We start from the raw sequence: 17,272 nt of genomic DNA on the forward strand, positions 1-17,272 counted from the left end.
CCCGATCACACAGCAGCCCACCGCTGTCCCCGCTCCCACACCCGGACGCGACCCGGCAGACCCGATCGCACAGCAACCCGCCGACAACGCCCCTCCCGGCCCTGCGCACACCCCGGAAGCCCCCATCGCGCACCCACCCGCTCACGTCAGCGCTCCCACACCTGCACGCGACCCCACAGCCCCGATCACACAGCAGCCCACCGATGTCCCCCCTCCCACACCTGCGCACGGCCCGGCAGGCCCCTTCGCACATCCGCCCGCTCACGTCAGCGCCTCCCGCAGTTGCTTTCGGGCCCGCATCGCCCGTGTCTTGACCGTGCCCGGCGGTATCCCGAGCAGGACGGCCGCCTCCCTCGTGGTCAGGCCGTCGATGACGGTGGCCTGGAGCACCGCGCGCAGTTCCGGTGAGAGCCGGACCAGGGCGCCCGCGAGGTCCCCGTGCTCCACCCCCGCGAGCACGCGTTCCTCCGCGGACGCCTCGTCCCGGTGCCGCAGCCGCGTCAGCGCCTGCCTGAGCCGCCCCCGTGCCCCGTCGCCCCGCAGCGCGTCGATCAGCCGCCGCGAGCCGATCCGCCACAGCCAGCCGGCGACGTCGCCGTCCTCGCGGTAGCGGGCCTTGCCCCGCCAGATCGCGAGGAACGTCTCCTGTACGACGTCGTCGACCACGCCCACATCGGCGCACCGGCCGCGCAGCCGGGCGGTCAGCCACGGCGCGTACCGCCGGTACAGCTCCTCGAAGGCGCGCCGGTCCCCGTCCGCGGCGGCCCGCAGCAGCTCACCGTCGCTTCTCGTTTCGCTCACGTCCCCTCATCGGACCGGCCCCGCGGATCGGTTCACGCGAACCGTGTGAGGCATCCGATGCGCGTACGTCCTTCCCCGGCGGGACGGACCTACGTATTCTCGGGGCGGCTCCCGGCAGTCCGTGACGGCACTCCCCTGGACGTAGACGCCCCGGAGCCGCCCCCAGATATCCCGCACGCCATGTCGCCGTAACCAACGGTTCAGACAGGCTTGCGACGCTCGGCCAATGACGCCCTCCGTGCCACAGCCTTCGCCGCCCCCCGAGGGGCCCGCAGGGAACGGGGACGCCCTCAGCTCCGGCCCTGGCTCCGTAAAGGCACTCCCACCCGCGGCTTCCGACGCGCCCGTATCGCTGGGAACGCGGAAGAATGGGTTCATGAGTCAGCCAGACACCGCCCAGGCACAGGTCCAGCACGCGCAGCCCTCCGTGGGCTCCATCGCCGCGCACCGCCCGCACACGGTGGCCGCCGCGGTCTCCGACCTGGAACCCGACATCGATGCCGACCTCGATGCCTACGAGGAGTCGCCGTACGACGGCCCTCAGCTGCCGCAGGGCCGTTTCCTCGACCGGGAGCGCAGCTGGCTGGCGTTCAACGAGCGGGTCCTCGAACTCGCCGAGGACCCGAACACCCCGCTGCTGGAGCGCGCCAACTTCCTCGCCATCTTCGCCAGCAACCTGGACGAGTTCTTCATGGTCCGGGTGGCCGGTCTGAAGCGCCGTATCGCGACGGGTGTCGCCACCCGCTCCGCCTCCGGCCTCCAGCCCCGCGAGGTCCTGGAGATGATCTGGGCCCGCTCCCGTGAACTCATGGCCCGGCACGCCGCCTGCTACCACGAGGACGTCGCCCCCGCCCTGGCGGAGGAGGGCATCCACCTGGTCCGCTGGAGCGAGCTGACGGAGAAGGAGCAGGCCCGCCTGTTCACCCTCTTCCGCCACCAGATCTTCCCGGTGCTCACCCCCCTCGCGGTCGACCCCGCGCACCCCTTCCCGTACATCTCGGGCCTCTCCCTGAACCTGGCCGTGGTCGTACGCAACCCGGTCACCGGCCACAAGCACTTCGCCCGGGTCAAGGTGCCGCCGCTGCTGTCCCGCTTCCTGGAGAGCTCCCCCGGCCGCTACGTCCCCATAGAGGACGTCATCGCCGCCCACCTGGAGGAGCTGTTCCCGGGCATGGAGGTCCTGGAGCACCACGCCTTCCGGCTGACCAGGAACGAGGACCTGGAGGTCGAGGAGGACGACGCCGAGAACCTGCTCCAGGCCCTGGAGAAGGAGCTCATGCGGCGCCGCTTCGGGCCGCCGGTGCGCCTGGAGGTCGAGGAGTCCATCGACCGCGAGGTGCTGGACCTGCTGGTCCGCGAGCTGAAGATCAGCGAGGCCGAGGTGTACCCGCTGCCGGGCCCCCTGGACCTCACGGGCCTCTTCCGCGTCGCCGGCCTCGACCGTCCCGAGCTGAAGTACCGGAAGTTCGTGGCCGGCGTCCACCGCGACCTCGCGGAGGTCGAGTCGGCGTCCGCGCCGGACATATTCGCCGCGCTGCGCAGCCGGGACGTGCTGCTGCACCACCCGTACGACTCCTTCTCCACGTCGGTGCAGGCGTTCCTGGAGCAGGCGGCCGAGGACGAGGACGTCCTCGCGATCAAGCAGACCCTGTACCGGACCTCCGGCGACTCCCCCATAGTCAACGCGCTCATCGACGCGGCCGAGGCCGGCAAGCAGGTCCTGGTCCTGGTCGAGATCAAGGCCCGCTTCGACGAGCACGCCAACATCAAGTGGGCGCGCAAGCTGGAGGAGGCCGGCTGCCACGTCGTCTACGGCCTGGTCGGTCTGAAGACCCACTGCAAGCTGTCCCTGGTGGTCCGTCAGGAGGGCGACACGCTACGGCGTTACAGCCACGTCGGCACGGGCAACTACCACCCCAAGACGGCCCGTCTGTACGAGGACCTGGGCCTGCTGACGGCCGACCCGCAGGTCGGCGCCGACCTCTCCGACCTCTTCAACCGCCTCTCCGGCTACTCGCGCCGTGAGACGTACCGCCGGCTCCTCGTCGCCCCCAAGTCCCTGCGCGACGGACTGATCGCGCGGATCAGCAAGGAGGCCCAGCACCACCGTGCGGGCCGTCCGGCCTTCATCCGCATCAAGGTCAACTCGATGGTGGACGAGGCCCTCATCGACGCGCTCTACCGGGCGTCCCAGGCGGGTGTGCCGGTCGACGTGTGGGTGCGCGGCATCTGCGCGATCCGCCCCGGCGTCACGGGCCTGTCGGAGAACATCCGGGTCCGCTCGATCCTCGGCCGCTTCCTCGAACACTCCAGGGTCTTCGCCTTCGGCAACGGCGGCGAGCCCGAGGTGTGGATCGGCAGCGCCGACATGATGCACCGCAACCTCGACCGCCGTATCGAGGCCCTGGTCAGGGTTACCGACCCGGCCCACCGCGCCGCCCTGAACCGGCTGTTGGAGACCGGCATGTCCGACACCACCGCCTCCTGGCACCTCGGCCCGGACGGCGAGTGGACGCGACACGCCACCGACGCGGACGGCGGGCCCCTGCGAAACATCCAGGAGATGCTCATAGACGCCCGGAGGCGCCGGCGTGGCACAGCAACACCTTGACCCTACGGACCCCACAGGCGAGGCCCTCGCGGGCTACCTGAGGGCCCAGGCCACGGAGTTCCTCCGCGCCCTGCGGCTGCACCGGGAGACCGGCGGTGCGACCGCCAACGGCGCGGAGGACCCGGTCGACGCGGCCCGCGCCCTGCGCCGCTCGGTCCGCCGTATCAGCGCCAGCCTGCACACGTTCCGCCCCCTCCTGGAACCGGACTGGTCGGAGTCCCTCCAACCCGAACTGGCCTGGCTCTCCGGCACCTTGGCCATGGAACACGCCTACGCGGCAAGGCAGGAACGACTGCTGCTGGCCCTGCACAGGCTGTCCGGGGCAACGGTCTTCCCGGCCCAGTCTGCAGCGGCGGCCACGTCTTCAGCCATCGGCGCCGTTGTGGGCAGTCGTTCCGCTGGGGCGGAACGGGTGGGCACAACGGCACAAGCCGCCCCCGGCCCCCCGACCCCCGCCCCCACAACAGACCGCGGAAACCTGACAGTTGGCGCAGCCAAAGCAGGCGCGCTGCTGGAGCGCCAGCTCACCCTCGCCCGCACACGAGCGCACAGCACCGCCCTCCAGGCCCTGGGCTCCTCCCGCTTCCACGCCGTAGCAGACAAGATCGCCGTACTCGCCAGCGAAGTCCCCCTCACTCCCACCGCCCCCACCACCCCCCTCCGCCCCCTCGCCGCCGCAGCCGAGGACCGCCTCACCGACGCCATCACCGCGCTCCCCCTGGTCACCGCGGGCAGCCCCTACAACGCGGAGGCCCTCATCCACGGCCTCTCCCCGGACCCCTCCCCGCACCCCCAGGACGCCCCCTGGCACCAGGTCCGCCTGCTGCTGCGCCTGCACCGCTACGCCCGCGAGGCCCTCCACGGCACCGGCGGCCCGACCGACCTCCGCCTGCTGACCGCGGGCCAGGCCCTGGACCGGCACCGCGACGCCTCGGAGGCGGCGGCGGCCGCGGCCTCGGCGGCCCGTACCCCCCGGATCGCCCCGGCGACGGCGTACGCCCTCGGCGTGCTCCACGCGGACCAGCGGCACGAAGTGGAAGCGGCCCGCTTCGCCTTCCAGCAGTCCTGGCAGAAGCAGGCGGTGAGCACCCCCTGAGCCGGTCGGCCCGGCGCCCACAACCCCTGTCGAAGGAGGCGGTGACCCACCCGTGGCCCACACCAACGACACCATCGTGCAGGCATCCGGCTGCGTCCTGTGGCGACGCTCCCCGGTCGACGGCGAGCTGGAGATCTGTCTCGTCCACCGGCCGAAGTACGACGACTGGTCCCACCCCAAGGGCAAGCTGAAGCGGGGCGAGGACCACCTGGCGGGCGCGCTGCGCGAAGTCGCCGAGGAGTCCGGCTACACGGCCGAACCGGGCGCCGAGCTGTCCACCCTGCGCTATTTCGCCAATGGCCGTCCCAAACAGGTCCGTTACTGGGCGGCCGAGGCGGTCTCGGGCAGCTTCACCCCCACCACGGAGGTGGACCGCATCCTGTGGCTCTCCCCCGCCGCGGCCCGCAGCCGGCTGACCCAGTACCGCGACCGCACCCTCGTCGACGAACTACTGACGACACTCCGTCACGCCTGAAGGCTCGCATGCCCTTCGGCGTCCGCCCGGGCCTGGCTGCGCGCTCTGCGGGCAGGCCCACGCCAGCCGCAGCTGCACCGGGCCATGCAGAACCGGCCCTGTTCGACCGTCGTCGTGCGATGTTCCTGCTGCGCCACGCTGACAACGTTACCCACCCCGAGTAAGGCGACGGTATGCGCGTGACGGCCCCACCCCGGCCGTCGTTATCCGGAACGACAGGGGGCCCGTGACGGACGTACCGGCTGGGGGTAGAACGGCGATGGCGGAGCGGCAGCACAGGGGGACGATCGTCACGGCAGGACTGATGGTCTGCGTCTGCATGGGGGCCGGCGGCTGTTCCGGCACCGGGTCCGCCGCCGAGGACCCCCGCGCCTCCGACCCCGTCGAGATCCTGCACCGCGCCGCCGAAACCCTGGTGGAGTCGGGCAGTTCAAGGGCGACCACCTCGATGGAGATGGCCATCGGCGGCACCCGCGTCACCATCCGCGGCGAGGGCGACTACAACTACCGCCGGCAGATCGGCCGGCTGAAGGTGCAACTCCCGCAGAGCCCGGCCGGCACCGACGACCACCGCCCGATCACCGAACTCCTCGCGCCCGGCGCCCTGTTCATGAAGAACCGGGGCGCGGGCGTGCCCGCCGACAAGTGGGTACGGGTCGACACCGCCACCCTCTCCGACGGCAACCTGGTGACCGGCGGCGCCACCGACCCGTATGCCGCGGCCGAGTTGCTGCGCGGGACGCGCACGGCGACTTGTCTCGGCCGGACCGAGTTCGCCGGCGTCGAGGTGCGGCACTACCGCGGCACCGCCGACCTCACCCTGGCCGCTCGGCACGCCTCGAAGGGCGTGAGGGAGGCGCTGTCGGCGGCGGCGAAAGGGTTCGCCACGGCCGAGGTCCCGTTCGACGTCTACCTCGACGACCAGGGCCGCATCCGCAAGATCCGGCACCGGTTCAGCTTCGTCAACGGCCTGCAGAAGGGCACCGTGGCGGTCGCCTCGACGGCGCTGCTGTACGACTTCGGGGCCCCCGTCGACGTACGCCTGCCGGCCTCGAAGGACATCTACGCAGGGAAGATCGCCGAGTAGCGGGCCCTGCTGGAGGAGGATTTCCGGGCGTCAAGAACTAGCCCGTCCGTGCCATGCGCAGTGTGTAGGCCGCTCCCTACTCTAGGAAGTCGGCAACGGCAGAGATGAGGTGATGCACGTGGCTCCGGTCGGCGGTACGGCAGTTCAGGACCACGTGGCCCTCGCCGAGATCGAGCTGTGCGGAGAGCTGATCATCGCGGCCTCGGCCGCGGAGGACCGGCTCAGCCTGGAGAGCATCGACGAGGTGCTGAAAGTGGCCGAGGAACGCGCCGCCTCCGGCGACTAGCCCCTGTCGTTCGGATCAGGTCGACCGTAGGAAACTGCGCCTGGCAGCCCGGCCCGCGACGCCGAGCTGACCCCAACGACGGGGCCCAGCGGGAGGCGAGGCCTCCCGGCAGGTTCAGGTGCGCAGCAGCCGGGCGATCGCCTTCGTCGCCTCGTCCACCTTGGCGTCGATCTCGTCACCGCCCCGGACGGCCGCATCGGCGACGCAGTGCCGCAGGTGTTCCTCCAGCAGTTGCAGCGCGAAGGACTGCAGGGCTTTGGTGGAGGCGGACACCTGGGTGAGTATGTCGATGCAGTAGACGTCCTCGTCGACCATCCGCTGCAGGCCACGGATCTGGCCCTCGATCCGGCGCAGGCGCTTGAGGTGCTCGTCCTTCTGCTTGTGGTAGCCGTGCGTCGCATTCAGCGTGCTGTCGTCGGAGGGCGCCGTCGCGCCGGCCTCGGTGGTCGTCATCGCGTCCTCCCGTAAGACATGCGGACATATACCCCTGGTGGGTATATGGTATCGAACTTCGCTGGGTATACGGCCCTTGGTCCCTGTCGGGACCGGGCCTGCACACCGCCCCCGTGCCGACCACTCTGCCCGATGGGCGACACTGGGGGACGGCCCATTAGCCGTGGCCGGATGATGCGCCTAGCATCAGCCTGACCGAAACCGAAGCACCCCGAGGACCCCACGTGCGCTTTCGTCTGACCCCCAGGGAGACGAGCTTCTACGACATGTTCGCCGCATCCGCGGACAACATCGTCACCGGCTCGAAGCTCCTGATGGAACTGCTCGGGGCGGACGCACCTGCCCGGGCCGAGATCGCAGAGCGTATGCGGGCCGCGGAACACGCGGGTGACGACGCCACGCATGCGATCTTCCACCAGCTGAACTCCTCGTTCATCACGCCCTTCGACCGCGAGGACATCTACTCCCTCGCCTCGTCCCTCGACGACATCATGGACTTCATGGAGGAGGCCGTCGACCTGGTCGTCCTCTACAACGTCGAGGAACTCCCCAAGGGCGTCGAGCAGCAGATCGAGGTCCTTGCGCGGGCCGCCGAGCTGACGGCGGAGGCCATGCCCCACCTCCGCACCATGGACAATCTGACCGAGTACTGGATCGAGGTCAACCGCCTCGAGAACCAGGCCGACCAGATCCACCGCAAGCTGCTCGCGCATCTCTTCAACGGCAAGTACGACGCGATCGAGGTGCTCAAGCTCAAGCAGATCGTGGACGTCCTGGAGGAGGCGGCGGACGCGTTCGAGCACGTGGCGAACACGGTGGAGACCATCGCCGTCAAGGAGTCCTGACCCCTCCATGGACACCTTCGCTCTGGTCGTGACCATCGCGGTCGCGCTCTTCTTCACGTACACGAACGGCTTCCACGACTCGGCGAACGCGATCGCGACGTCGGTGTCGACGCGGGCGCTGACGCCGCGGGCGGCGCTGGCCATGGCCGCGGTCATGAACCTGGCAGGCGCCTTCCTGGGCTCCGGTGTGGCCAAGACGGTCAGCGAGGGCCTGATCGCGACGCCGGAGGGCTCGAAGGGGATGGGCATCCTCTTCGCGGGCCTGGTGGGCGCGATCGTCTGGAACCTGATCACCTGGTACTACGGCCTCCCGTCCTCCTCCTCGCACGCCCTGTTCGGCGGGTTGGTGGGCGCGGCACTGGCGGGCAGTACGACGGTGCACTGGTCGGGAGTCCTCGACAAGGTCGTCATCCCGATGTTCGTCTCGCCCGTGGTCGGCCTGATCGTCGGCTATGTGGTGATGCTGGCGATCATGTGGATCTTCCGCCGGGCCAATCCGCACAAGGCCAAGCGCGGCTTCCGCATCGCGCAGACCGTGTCGGCGGCGGGCATGGCGCTCGGCCACGGCCTGCAGGACGCCCAGAAGACGATGGGCGTGGTCGTGATGGCACTGGTGATTTCCGGCCACGAGACCTTCGGGGATCCCATCCCGGTGTGGGTGAAGATCGTCTGCGCGGTGATGCTGTCGCTCGGGACCTATGCGGGCGGCTGGCGCATCATGCGCACACTGGGCCGGAAGATCATCGAGCTGGATCCGCCGCAGGGTTTCGCGGCCGAGACCACCGGTGCGTCGATCATGTTCACCACGGCCTTCCTCTTCAAGGCGCCCATCTCGACGACCCACGTCATCACCTCGGCGATCATGGGCGTCGGCGCGACGAAGCGCGTGAACGCGGTGCGCTGGGGCGTCGCCAAGAACATCATCCTGGGCTGGTTCATCACCATGCCGGCGGCGGCACTGGTGGCGGCGGGCGCCTTCGGGATCGTGAACCTGGCGTTCCTGTAGGGGGTTTCTCGCCCCCGGACCCCCGCTCCTCAAACGCCGGAGGGGCTGAGTTTTCGCGACCGGGGTCTGATCCTTTTTTCTTCGGCCGGGGCCTGATCTTTCAGCCCGTCCGGCGTTTGAGGACGAGGCCCCTTGAGGGCCGAAGCGGGGGTCTGGGGGCGGCAGCCCCCGGGTACGACGACGGGCCCGCCCCCGGAAGCCGGGGGCGGGCCCTTCATCGTCCTCGCGGTGGCACCGCCATGCAGCACCGCGAGGGGTCTCGATGGCTCAGCCGAAGCGGCCGGAGATGTAGTCCTCCGTCGCCTGGACCGACGGGTTGGAGAAGATCCGCTCCGTGTCGTCGATCTCGATCAGCTTGCCGGGCTGCCCGACGGCCGCCAGGTTGAAGAAGGCCGTACGGTCCGAGACACGCGCCGCCTGCTGCATGTTGTGCGTCACGATGACGATCGTGAACCGCTCCTTCAGCTCACCGATCAGGTCCTCGATGGCGAGCGTCGAGATCGGGTCGAGGGCCGAGCAGGGCTCGTCCATGAGCAGCACCTTCGGCTCCACCGCGATCGCCCGCGCGATGCACAGACGCTGCTGCTGACCACCGGAAAGCCCCGAACCGGGCTTGTTCAGCCGGTCCTTGACCTCGTTCCAGAGGTTCGCGCCCTTCAGGGACTTCTCCACGATGTCCGCGAGCTCGCCCTTCTTGTACGAGCCGTTCAGCCGCAGCCCCGCCGCCACGTTGTCGAAGATCGACATCGTCGGGAACGGGTTCGGCCGCTGGAACACCATGCCGACCTCGCGGCGCACGGACACCGGGTCGATGCCCTGCCCGTACAGGTCCTCGTCGTCGAGCAGCACCTTGCCCTCGACCCGGCCGCCGGCCGTGACCTCGTGCATACGGTTGAGCGTGCGCAGGAACGTCGACTTGCCGCAGCCGGAGGGGCCGATGAACGCCGTCACCGAACGCGGCTCGACGGTCATCGAGATGTCTTCGATCGCCTTGTGGGCGCCGTAGTAGGCGGTGAGCCCGCTTACGTCGATTCGCTTGGCCATGATTACGTCACTTCCAGGGTTTCTTCGGTCGCCAATGGCCGCGTCAGCGACCGGTCTTCGGGGCCTTCCAGCGGGCGATGCCGCGGGCCACCAGGTTCAGGATCATCACGAAGGCGATCAGGGTGAGCGAGGCCGCCCAGGCCCTGTCGTACGACGCGTCCGCGCCTGCCGCGTACTGCTGATAGATGTACAGCGGCAGCGACTGCTGCGCACCCTCGAACGGGTTGTTGTTGATGAACCGGTTGCCGAACACCAGCAGCAGCACCGGAGCCGTCTCACCGGTGATACGGGCGATCGCCAGCATGATGCCGGTCGTGATACCGCCGATGGAGGTCGGCAGGACCACCTTCAGGATGGTGCGCCACTTCGGCACACCGAGCGCCAGGGAGGCTTCGCGCAGCTCGTTCGGGACGAGCTTGAGCATCTCCTCCGTGGAGCGCACGACCACCGGCATCATCAGGATGGCCAGGGCCAGCGAACCGGCGAAGCCGAAGGGCTCCAACTCGAAGATCAGCATCAGGCTGAGGATGAACAGACCCGCGACGATCGACGGGACACCCGTCATCACGTCGACGAAGAAGGTGACGGCCCGGGCGAGCCTGCCGCGGCCGTACTCGACCAGGTAGATCGCAGTGAGGATGCCGATCGGCGCGGCGATCAGCGTGGCGAGGCCGACCTGCTCGAGGCTGCCGATGATCGCGTGGTAGATGCCACCGCCCGGCTGGGAGTCGGCGACGATGCCCATCGAGTGGGTCAGGAAGTAGACGTCGAGGACCTTCACACCGCGCGAGATGGTCACCCACACCAGGGAGACCAGCGGCACGACGGCGAGCAGGAAGGCCACCCAGACCAGGCCGGTCGCGATGCGGTCCTTGGCCTGACGACGGCCCTCGACGCTCGCGGCGATGACGTACGTGGCGACGAGGAAGATCAGCCCGGCGATCAGGCCCCACTGGACCTTGCTGTCGAGACCGGCACCGAGGCCGATGGCGACCGCCACGGCGAGCGAGCCGGCGGCGATCGCCCAGGGCGACCACTTCGGCAGGCTGGCACCGCGCAGCGTGCTGACGGGCCTTTCCGCGGTGGCGGCGTTGGCGCTGTGGCTCATGCGTTGGCCCCCGAGTACTCCTTGCGGCGGGCGATGATCATGCGGGCCGCGCCGTTGACCAGCAGGGTGATGACGAACAGGACCAGACCGGAGGCGATGAGCGCGTCCCGGCCCTGCTCCGTGGCCTCACCGAACTTGGAGGCGATGTTCTGGGCGAAGGTGCCGCCGCCCGGGTTGAGCAGGCTGCCGTGGATCAGGAAGTCCGGGGAGAGCACGGTGGCGACGGCCATCGTCTCGCCGAGCGCACGGCCGAGGCCGAGCATCGAGGCGGAGATCACACCGGAGCGCCCGAAGGGGATCACCGCCATGCGGATGACCTCCCAGCGCGTGGCACCGAGGGCGAGAGCCGCCTCCTCGTGCATCTGCGGGACCTGGCGGAAGACCTCGCGGCTCACGTTGGTGATGATCGGCAGGATCATGATCGCGAGCAGGATGCCGACGGTCAGCATCGAGCGCGGCGCACCGCCGTCCCAGGAGAAGATGCCGGTCCAGCCGAAGTAGTCGTTCAGCCAGCCGTAGAGGCCGTTCATGTGCGGTACGAGGATCAGGGCGCCCCACAGGCCGTACACGATGGACGGTACGGCGGCGAGCAGGTCGATCACGTAAGCGATGGGACCGCTCAGCCTGCGCGGGGCGTAGTGCGTGAGGAACAGCGCGATCGCGACGGCGATCGGCACGGCGAGGACCATGGCGATGATCGAGGAGACCACCGTGCCGAAGGCCAGGACCGCGATGCCGAAGACCGGCGGGACGGACGTGGCGTTCCACTCGAAGGTCGTGAGGAAGTTGCCGTGGTCCTTGCTGATCGCGAGGGAGGCGCGGTAGGTCAGGAAGACCGCGATCGCGGCCATGACCACCAACAGGAAGATGCCCGACCCACGGGAGAGACCGAGGAAGATCCGGTCACCGGGTCGGGTGGCGCCGCGAGCCGCGCGCTTCTGCTCGGCGGTGGGCTGCGGGGCGGGTGGGGGAGCGTCGGTTATCTGTGTGGAAGTGTCCATCGGGTTCTCCGGTCTGCGGAGCCTCACGCGAAGTGCGGCTCTGCGAAGCCGTACGGGAGGTACGGCTCGTGGCGGCGGTGCACCGGACGATGCGGTCCGGTCCCGGGTTTTTCAGGCCCGGGACCGGACCGCACTCGGATCAGCTGAGGCCCTCGATGGTGGTGCGGACCTTGGCGATGATGTCGGCGGGGACGGGCGCGTACTTCAGGCCCGGCAGCAGGCCCTGGCCGTCCTCGGAGGCGATGTAGCGCAGGAACGCCTTGGTGGCGGGCAGGGTGTCCGCCTTGTTGCCCTTGTCGCACACGATCTCGTACGTGACCAGGGAGATCGGGTAAGCGCCGTCGGCCTTGGTGTTGTAGTTCAGCTTGAGCGACAGGTCCTGGCCCGTGCCCACGACCTTCGCGTCGGCGATGGCCTTGGTGGCGCTGTCGCTGCTCGGGGCGACCGGCGCGCTGGCACCGGTGTTGATGCTGGCGGCCTTCACGCCGTCAGTGACGTAGGACAGCTCGAAGTAGCCGATGGCGCCGTTGGTCTGCTTGACCTGGGCGGCCACACCGGAGGACTGCGCGGCGGACTGGCCGCCCTTGGCCTGCCAGGCCTTGCCGCCGGAGTACTTCCAGTTGTCGGGCGTCGTGGCCTTGAGGTACTTGGTGAAGTTGTCCGTGGTGCCGGACTCGTCCGAGCGGTGGAACGCCTGGATCTTGAGGTCGGGCAGCTTGACGCCCTTGTTCAGCGCGGCGATGGCCGGGTCGTTCCACTTGGTGATCTTGCTGTCGAAGATCTTCGCGATGGTCGGGGCGTCCAGGACCAGGTTGTCCACGCCGGAGAGGTTGTAGCCGATCGCGATCGCGCCGCCGACCATCGGAAGGTCGATGCCCTGGCCGCCCGTGCAGACCTTCTTGGAGGCGGTGACGTCTTCGGGCTTCAGCGCCGAGTCGGAACCCGCGAAGGCCAGCTGGCCCTGCGTGAAGGAGGTGACACCCGCACCGGAACCGCCGGCCTTGTAGTTGATCTGCACGCCACAGGCCTGGGAGAACTGCGCCACCCACGCGTCGATCGCGTTCTTCTGCGCCGACGAGCCGTCGGAGAGCAGCTGGCCCTTGGCACCGTCACACTTGATCTTGCTGGCACCGGTGGTGGAGGAAGCGCTGGCGCCGCCACTGCCGCCGCCGGTGTTGTCCGAGCCGCACGCCGTGAGGACCAGGGCGCTCGACGCGGCGAGAGCACCGAGGGCGATGGCCCGCCGATTCATGCGCTGAAGCTTCACTTGAAAGAGTTCCTTCCAGGAGCCGCCGTCCTGAATTCGGCGGCGTGCGAGGTTTAAGTCCCGGCGACGGCAGGACGCACCTCCCCCGAGGCGCGGCCCACATCGCGTAAGGCCGAAATTAAGCAGACCAGGTGAAGGCGCCTACGGCCGGAAATGAACGACAGGTGAACCCCTGCCGACGGTGTGGTTAGGTCACGGAATGCTCACGGGGAGAGCACACGCAGGTTCCAGCCGGGCCCGGTGGCTGCGCTCACGGTGACACAGCGGTGACACTTCCGCGGGAACCCGTGTGATCGGCGAGCCGTCTCGTTCCCCGAGAGCAATCCGGGAGGGCGCTACATGGAACGTCGTACGTTCATCGGCGGCGGCGCGGCCGCGCTGGCGGCGGTGGCCACGGCCGCCTGCAGGGGCGGGTCCGCCGACGCGGACACCAGCACCTCCGCGTCGTCCGGCTCCTCCGGTACGGCGATGAGGTCGACGTCCGCCCAGGCCGCCCCGGCGAACTGGACCGCGCTCTCCCGCGACCTCGACGGCGCCCTGATACGCCCGGGCGAGGCCACCTGGACCACGGCCCACCAGCTGTACAACACCCGCTTCGACGGCCTGAGGCCGGCGGCCGTGGCCTATGTGGCCCACGCCGACGACATACGGACGACGCTCGCCTACGCCCGCGCCCACAACATCCGGGTCGCGATCCGCAACGGCGGCCACTCCTACGCGGGTTGGTCCTCCGGCAACGGCAGGCTGATCGTCGACGTCTCGAAGCTGAAGCAGATCCGGGTGAGCGGCGGCCAGGCCGTCGTCGGCGCCGGCTCCAAGCTGATCGACGTCTACCGGGCGCTGGCCGCGAAGGGCGTGACGATACCCGCGGGCTCCTGCCCCTCGGTCGGCGTCTCGGGCCTGGTGCTGGGCGGCGGCCACGGCGTGGTCTCCCGGGCGTACGGCCTGACCTGCGACAGCCTCACGCAGGCCACCCTGATCACTGCGGACGGCAAGCAGCTGACCGCCCATGCGACGGAGAACAAGGACCTGTTCTGGGCGCTGCGCGGCGCGGGCAACGGCAACTTCGGCGTCGTGACGGAACTGCACTTCAAGACCCACCCGGCCCCGCAGGCCGTCTCCGCGTACCTCACCTGGCCCTGGTCGAAGGCCGCCGCCGTGGTGAAGGCCTGGCAGGAGTGGGGCCCCGACCAGCCCGACGAGATCTGGTCCTCCTGCCATCTGGAGAACGGCGGCTCGCCCACCGTGTCGGTAGCCGCGTTCTCGATCGGCACCTATGGCGAACTGCAGAACGCCCTCGACCGCCTGGTCGCGGCGGTCGGCGCACCGGCCCGCAGCGAGACGCTCAAGCGGCACACCTACGAGGGCGCGATGGAGGCGTACGCGGGCTGCTCCTCGTTCCGCACCGAGGCCCAGTGCCACCTCCCCGGCTCCACCCCGAACCGCAACCCGCAGGGCGCCCTGGGCCGGGAGACCTACACGGCCCGCTCGGACTTCTTCGACCGCTCGATCTCCGCGGCGGGCATCCAGACCCTGCTGAGGACCATCACGTCGGTCCCGGGCGGCGCGGGCAGCATCGCGCTGACGGCCCTGGGCGGCGCGGTCAACCGGGTCTCCCCCACCGCGACGGCCTTCGTCCACCGCCGCTCCCGCATGCTGGCCCAGTACCTCGCCTCCTGGCGGGCCGGCACCACCGGCGGGGCGGCCCAGACCTGGCTGGCCAACACCCACACCGCCATGCGCCCGTACGCCTCGGGCGCGGCCTACCAGAACTACACGGACCCCACCCTGACGAACTGGCGCCAGGCGTACTACGGGGATGCGGCGTCCCGCCTGTCCCAGCTGAAAAAGCAGTACGACCCGAACCGCTTCTTCACATACCCCCAGTCGCTGTAGCCGCCTCCGCTGCCGTAGCTGCGGGCAGCCGGCGTAGCTGCGGGCAGCCGGCGTAGCTTCGGGCAGCCGGCGTAGCTTCGGGCAATCGTGCCGCTGGGGCGGGGCCCGACCCAAAGAGAGCGGCACCCCGCACGCGCGGGCAAGCACACATCCCGTACGTCAGCCCACCCCCGGGGCACCTATGCCGCCAGGTCCCGCTCCTCCGCCGCTTCCTGCCGAGCCCCCGGGATCAACGCACCCTGCCCCACGACCGCCCGCCCCCGGGCCCGAACCATCCACCCACCCCAGGCCGACCCCTCAACAGCCTTCACCACAGGCGTGAGCAGCAGCATGGCAACCGGCGAAAGCAACAACGCCACCGCCGTCCCCAGCGCAAACCCCCCGACCACATCAGTCGGGTAGTGCACACCCATATAGACCCGGCAGAACCCCTCAAGCAGCGCCAACCCGATCCCCACCACCCCGAACTTCCGGTTGGCGACAAACACTCCCACCGCCATCGCCATGGTGATCGTCGCGTGATCGCTCACAAACGAGAAGTCGGTCTTCCCGGACACCAGCACATCAAGACCGTCATGCGTCCGGAACGGCCGGGGCCGCTCGACGAACCCCCGTATCGGCACATTCACCAGCACCGCCAACGCCGCGGCCACCGGCGCCCACACCAACGCGGCGACAGACGACGCAGCGTCCTCGTCCCCCCGCCGCCGCACGGACCACCAGCACCACACCACCAGCAGCACCATGGCCAGCAGCAGCCCGTACTCGCCCACGAAGGAGACGGCCCGGTCGAACCAGTGCGGCGCGTCCTTGGCCAGGCCATTGATGTCGTAGAGCAGGTCGACGTCGGGGTTCGACCCGGATTCGGCGAGTCCAGCCATGGTGCTGCGGCCCCTTCGTCGTCTGCTGCCGGACGTACTCGCGCACGCCCGCTTGTCCACCCCCGTGGTTGTAGGTCACGTCGCGGACAGCCACCGGGATGACTGTCGGATGACTACGAGAACAGGAACGCACGGTCCCAGTTACTACGTTCCACACTCCACCGAATGATCACGCAGACGTTATCGAAGAGAGACTCATCCCTGCAGCTCAGGGCGTGGCTTCACGCTCGGTTCACACCGTGGTGGGCAGTGCTTTCGCGCCATCTTCGGTGACTCGCGTGGCTCCGAAGTACTCGGAGGTGTCGATGGGGTCGAACCGGATCACCGCGCCCGTCCTCGGCGCGTCGATCATGTAACCGCCGCCCACATAGATCCCGACGTGGTGGATGGCCCGGGAGTCGGTGGGATCCGTGGAGAAGAACACGAGATCGCCGGGCAGAAGTTCGTCCCGCTTGGGGTGCGGCCCGGCGTTGTACTGGTCGTTGGCGACCCGGGGCAGCGTGATCCCGACACTCTCGTACGCGGCCTTGGTCAGCCCCGAGCAGTCAAAACGCCCGTTGTCCGCGGCGGTCCCGTTGCCGCCCCACAGATAGGGCGTCCCGAGCTTCTTCTGCGCGTAGTAGATGGCCCCGGCGGCCTGCTTGCTGGGATCGACCCGGCTGACGGGCGCGGCGAAGCTCTCCTCGAGCGTGGTGATCGTCTTGACGTAGTTCTGGGTCTCCTTGTACGGCGGCACGCCCCCGTACTTGATCACCGCGTAGGCCCCCGCGTTGTACGAGGCGAGCATGTTTTCGGTCAGATTCCCGGGTACGTCCTTGACGTACGAGGCGAGCTGGCAGTCGTACGAGGCGGCGGACGGGATGGCATCCGCCGGATCCCAGACGTTTTTGACGCCGTCTCCGTTGCCGTCGACGCCGTGGGTGGCCCAGGTGCCCGGAATGAACTGCGCTATCCCCTCCGCGGCCGCCGGGCTCTTGGCGTTCGGATTGAATCCACTCTCCTGGTAGAGCTGGGCGGCGAGCAGTGCGGGGTTGAGGGCGGGGCAGAGGTTGCCCCACTTCTGCACGATGGCCGAGTACGCGGCGGGCACGGCCCCCTTGGCCAGGGCCTTGGTACCGCCGCCCACCCCGTTGATGAGGTTCCCGGCGACGACGTACACCCCGACGACCAGCAGCATGACGAAGGACAGAGCAGAGCCGACGGCAACACCGGCAACGATCCACGCCTTACGCACCGTCAACCGCCCCTCACCGCCCGGGAGTCCGAAGCCCACGTCAGTCTAGGGGCGCGTGCTGTGTTCCGGGAGATCACCGTGCCCCAAAGGGGCGCGGGGCTGTGTCGACATACAGCTCCGCCGCGTGAGCTCGACCAGCCACGACGGCGCTGCAGGCGATCGACGGAACATCCCAACCGCG

The 17,272-nt window shown here is 69.4% G+C and carries 16 protein-coding genes; 8 read left to right on the forward strand and 8 right to left on the reverse strand.

From position 1 onward, the window contains the following. Window positions 1-261: 261 nt before the first annotated feature. Window positions 262-801: an RNA polymerase sigma factor gene (locus tag ACIBW9_RS25370; RefSeq protein ID WP_398958643.1), complete on the reverse strand. Its 540-nt coding sequence runs from the start codon at window positions 799-801 to the stop codon at window positions 262-264. A 376-nt stretch (window positions 802-1,177) separates the two neighbouring features. On the opposite strand from ACIBW9_RS25370, the gene ACIBW9_RS25375 reads away from it, so the two are divergent. The 5 genes from ACIBW9_RS25375 (at window position 1,178) to ACIBW9_RS25395 (ending at window position 6,356) form a co-directional block, all read left to right on the forward strand. Beyond that, entirely contained in the window at window positions 1,178-3,412 is a 2,235-nt protein-coding gene (locus tag ACIBW9_RS25375) for an RNA degradosome polyphosphate kinase (RefSeq protein ID WP_398958645.1), read from the forward strand. Continuing rightward, the gene (locus tag ACIBW9_RS25380) at window positions 3,393-4,508 is read left to right on the forward strand and encodes a CHAD domain-containing protein (RefSeq protein ID WP_398958647.1); all 1,116 of its coding nucleotides are present in this window, start codon (window positions 3,393-3,395) and stop codon (window positions 4,506-4,508) included. The genes ACIBW9_RS25375 and ACIBW9_RS25380 overlap by 20 nt, the downstream gene beginning before the upstream one ends. Window positions 4,509-4,560: 52 nt before the next feature. Further along, entirely contained in the window at window positions 4,561-4,983 is a 423-nt protein-coding gene (locus tag ACIBW9_RS25385) for an NUDIX hydrolase (RefSeq protein ID WP_398958649.1), read from the forward strand. A 259-nt stretch (window positions 4,984-5,242) separates the two neighbouring features. Then, complete coding sequence (locus tag ACIBW9_RS25390) at window positions 5,243-6,070, forward strand: hypothetical protein (RefSeq protein ID WP_398958651.1); 828 nt, start codon at window positions 5,243-5,245, stop codon at window positions 6,068-6,070. Between the two features lie 118 nt (window positions 6,071-6,188). Further along, window positions 6,189-6,356 carry a hypothetical protein gene (locus ACIBW9_RS25395; RefSeq protein WP_181922833.1) on the forward strand — a complete coding sequence of 56 codons (168 nt, stop codon included), beginning with the start codon at window positions 6,189-6,191 and terminating at the stop codon, window positions 6,354-6,356. A gap of 114 nt (window positions 6,357-6,470) precedes the next feature. Here ACIBW9_RS25395 and ACIBW9_RS25400 read toward each other — a convergent pair whose 3' ends face one another. Further along, window positions 6,471-6,809: a metal-sensitive transcriptional regulator gene (locus tag ACIBW9_RS25400; protein ID WP_398958653.1), complete on the reverse strand. Its 339-nt coding sequence runs from the start codon at window positions 6,807-6,809 to the stop codon at window positions 6,471-6,473. A gap of 224 nt (window positions 6,810-7,033) precedes the next feature. Between ACIBW9_RS25400 and ACIBW9_RS25405 the strand changes: the two genes are divergently transcribed. Then, window positions 7,034-7,654, forward strand: a complete 621-nt coding sequence (locus ACIBW9_RS25405; protein ID WP_351480458.1) for a DUF47 family protein — start codon at window positions 7,034-7,036, stop codon at window positions 7,652-7,654. A gap of 7 nt (window positions 7,655-7,661) precedes the next feature. Then, on the forward strand, window positions 7,662-8,660 hold the full coding sequence (locus ACIBW9_RS25410; RefSeq protein WP_398958655.1) for an anion permease: 999 nt from the start codon (window positions 7,662-7,664) through the stop codon (window positions 8,658-8,660). A 267-nt stretch (window positions 8,661-8,927) separates the two neighbouring features. On the opposite strand, the gene pstB is transcribed toward ACIBW9_RS25410, so the two are convergent. The 4 genes from pstB to pstS form a co-directional block, all read right to left on the reverse strand. Continuing rightward, a complete protein-coding gene (gene pstB / locus ACIBW9_RS25415; RefSeq protein WP_398958657.1) occupies window positions 8,928-9,704 on the reverse strand; it encodes a phosphate ABC transporter ATP-binding protein PstB in 777 nt (258 codons plus the stop codon). Window positions 9,705-9,747: 43 nt separating this feature from the next. Continuing rightward, on the reverse strand, window positions 9,748-10,812 hold the full coding sequence (gene pstA, locus ACIBW9_RS25420; protein ID WP_398958659.1) for a phosphate ABC transporter permease PstA: 1,065 nt from the start codon (window positions 10,810-10,812) through the stop codon (window positions 9,748-9,750). Continuing rightward, window positions 10,809-11,813 (reverse strand): phosphate ABC transporter permease subunit PstC, encoded by a 1,005-nt coding sequence (gene pstC / locus ACIBW9_RS25425; RefSeq protein WP_398958661.1) that lies wholly within the window; start codon window positions 11,811-11,813, stop codon window positions 10,809-10,811. The genes pstA and pstC overlap by 4 nt, the downstream gene beginning before the upstream one ends. Window positions 11,814-11,952: 139 nt before the next feature. Next, entirely contained in the window at window positions 11,953-13,080 is a 1,128-nt protein-coding gene (pstS, locus tag ACIBW9_RS25430) for a phosphate ABC transporter substrate-binding protein PstS (protein WP_398958663.1), read from the reverse strand. 339 nt (window positions 13,081-13,419) lie between these two features. On the opposite strand from pstS, the gene ACIBW9_RS25435 reads away from it, so the two are divergent. Then, the gene (locus tag ACIBW9_RS25435) at window positions 13,420-14,976 is read left to right on the forward strand and encodes an FAD-binding oxidoreductase (RefSeq protein ID WP_398958665.1); all 1,557 of its coding nucleotides are present in this window, start codon (window positions 13,420-13,422) and stop codon (window positions 14,974-14,976) included. A gap of 179 nt (window positions 14,977-15,155) precedes the next feature. Here ACIBW9_RS25435 and ACIBW9_RS25440 read toward each other — a convergent pair whose 3' ends face one another. Then, window positions 15,156-15,857 carry a phosphatase PAP2 family protein gene (locus ACIBW9_RS25440; RefSeq protein WP_398958667.1) on the reverse strand — a complete coding sequence of 234 codons (702 nt, stop codon included), beginning with the start codon at window positions 15,855-15,857 and terminating at the stop codon, window positions 15,156-15,158. Between the two features lie 232 nt (window positions 15,858-16,089). Then, window positions 16,090-17,097: an NlpC/P60 family protein gene (locus ACIBW9_RS25445; RefSeq protein ID WP_398958669.1), complete on the reverse strand. Its 1,008-nt coding sequence runs from the start codon at window positions 17,095-17,097 to the stop codon at window positions 16,090-16,092. Window positions 17,098-17,272 lie beyond the last annotated feature (175 nt).

Origin of the sequence: Streptomyces sp. NPDC049541, assembly GCF_044465725.1 — a bacterium.
In the GTDB taxonomy this organism is placed as follows: domain Bacteria; phylum Actinomycetota; class Actinomycetes; order Streptomycetales; family Streptomycetaceae; genus Streptomyces.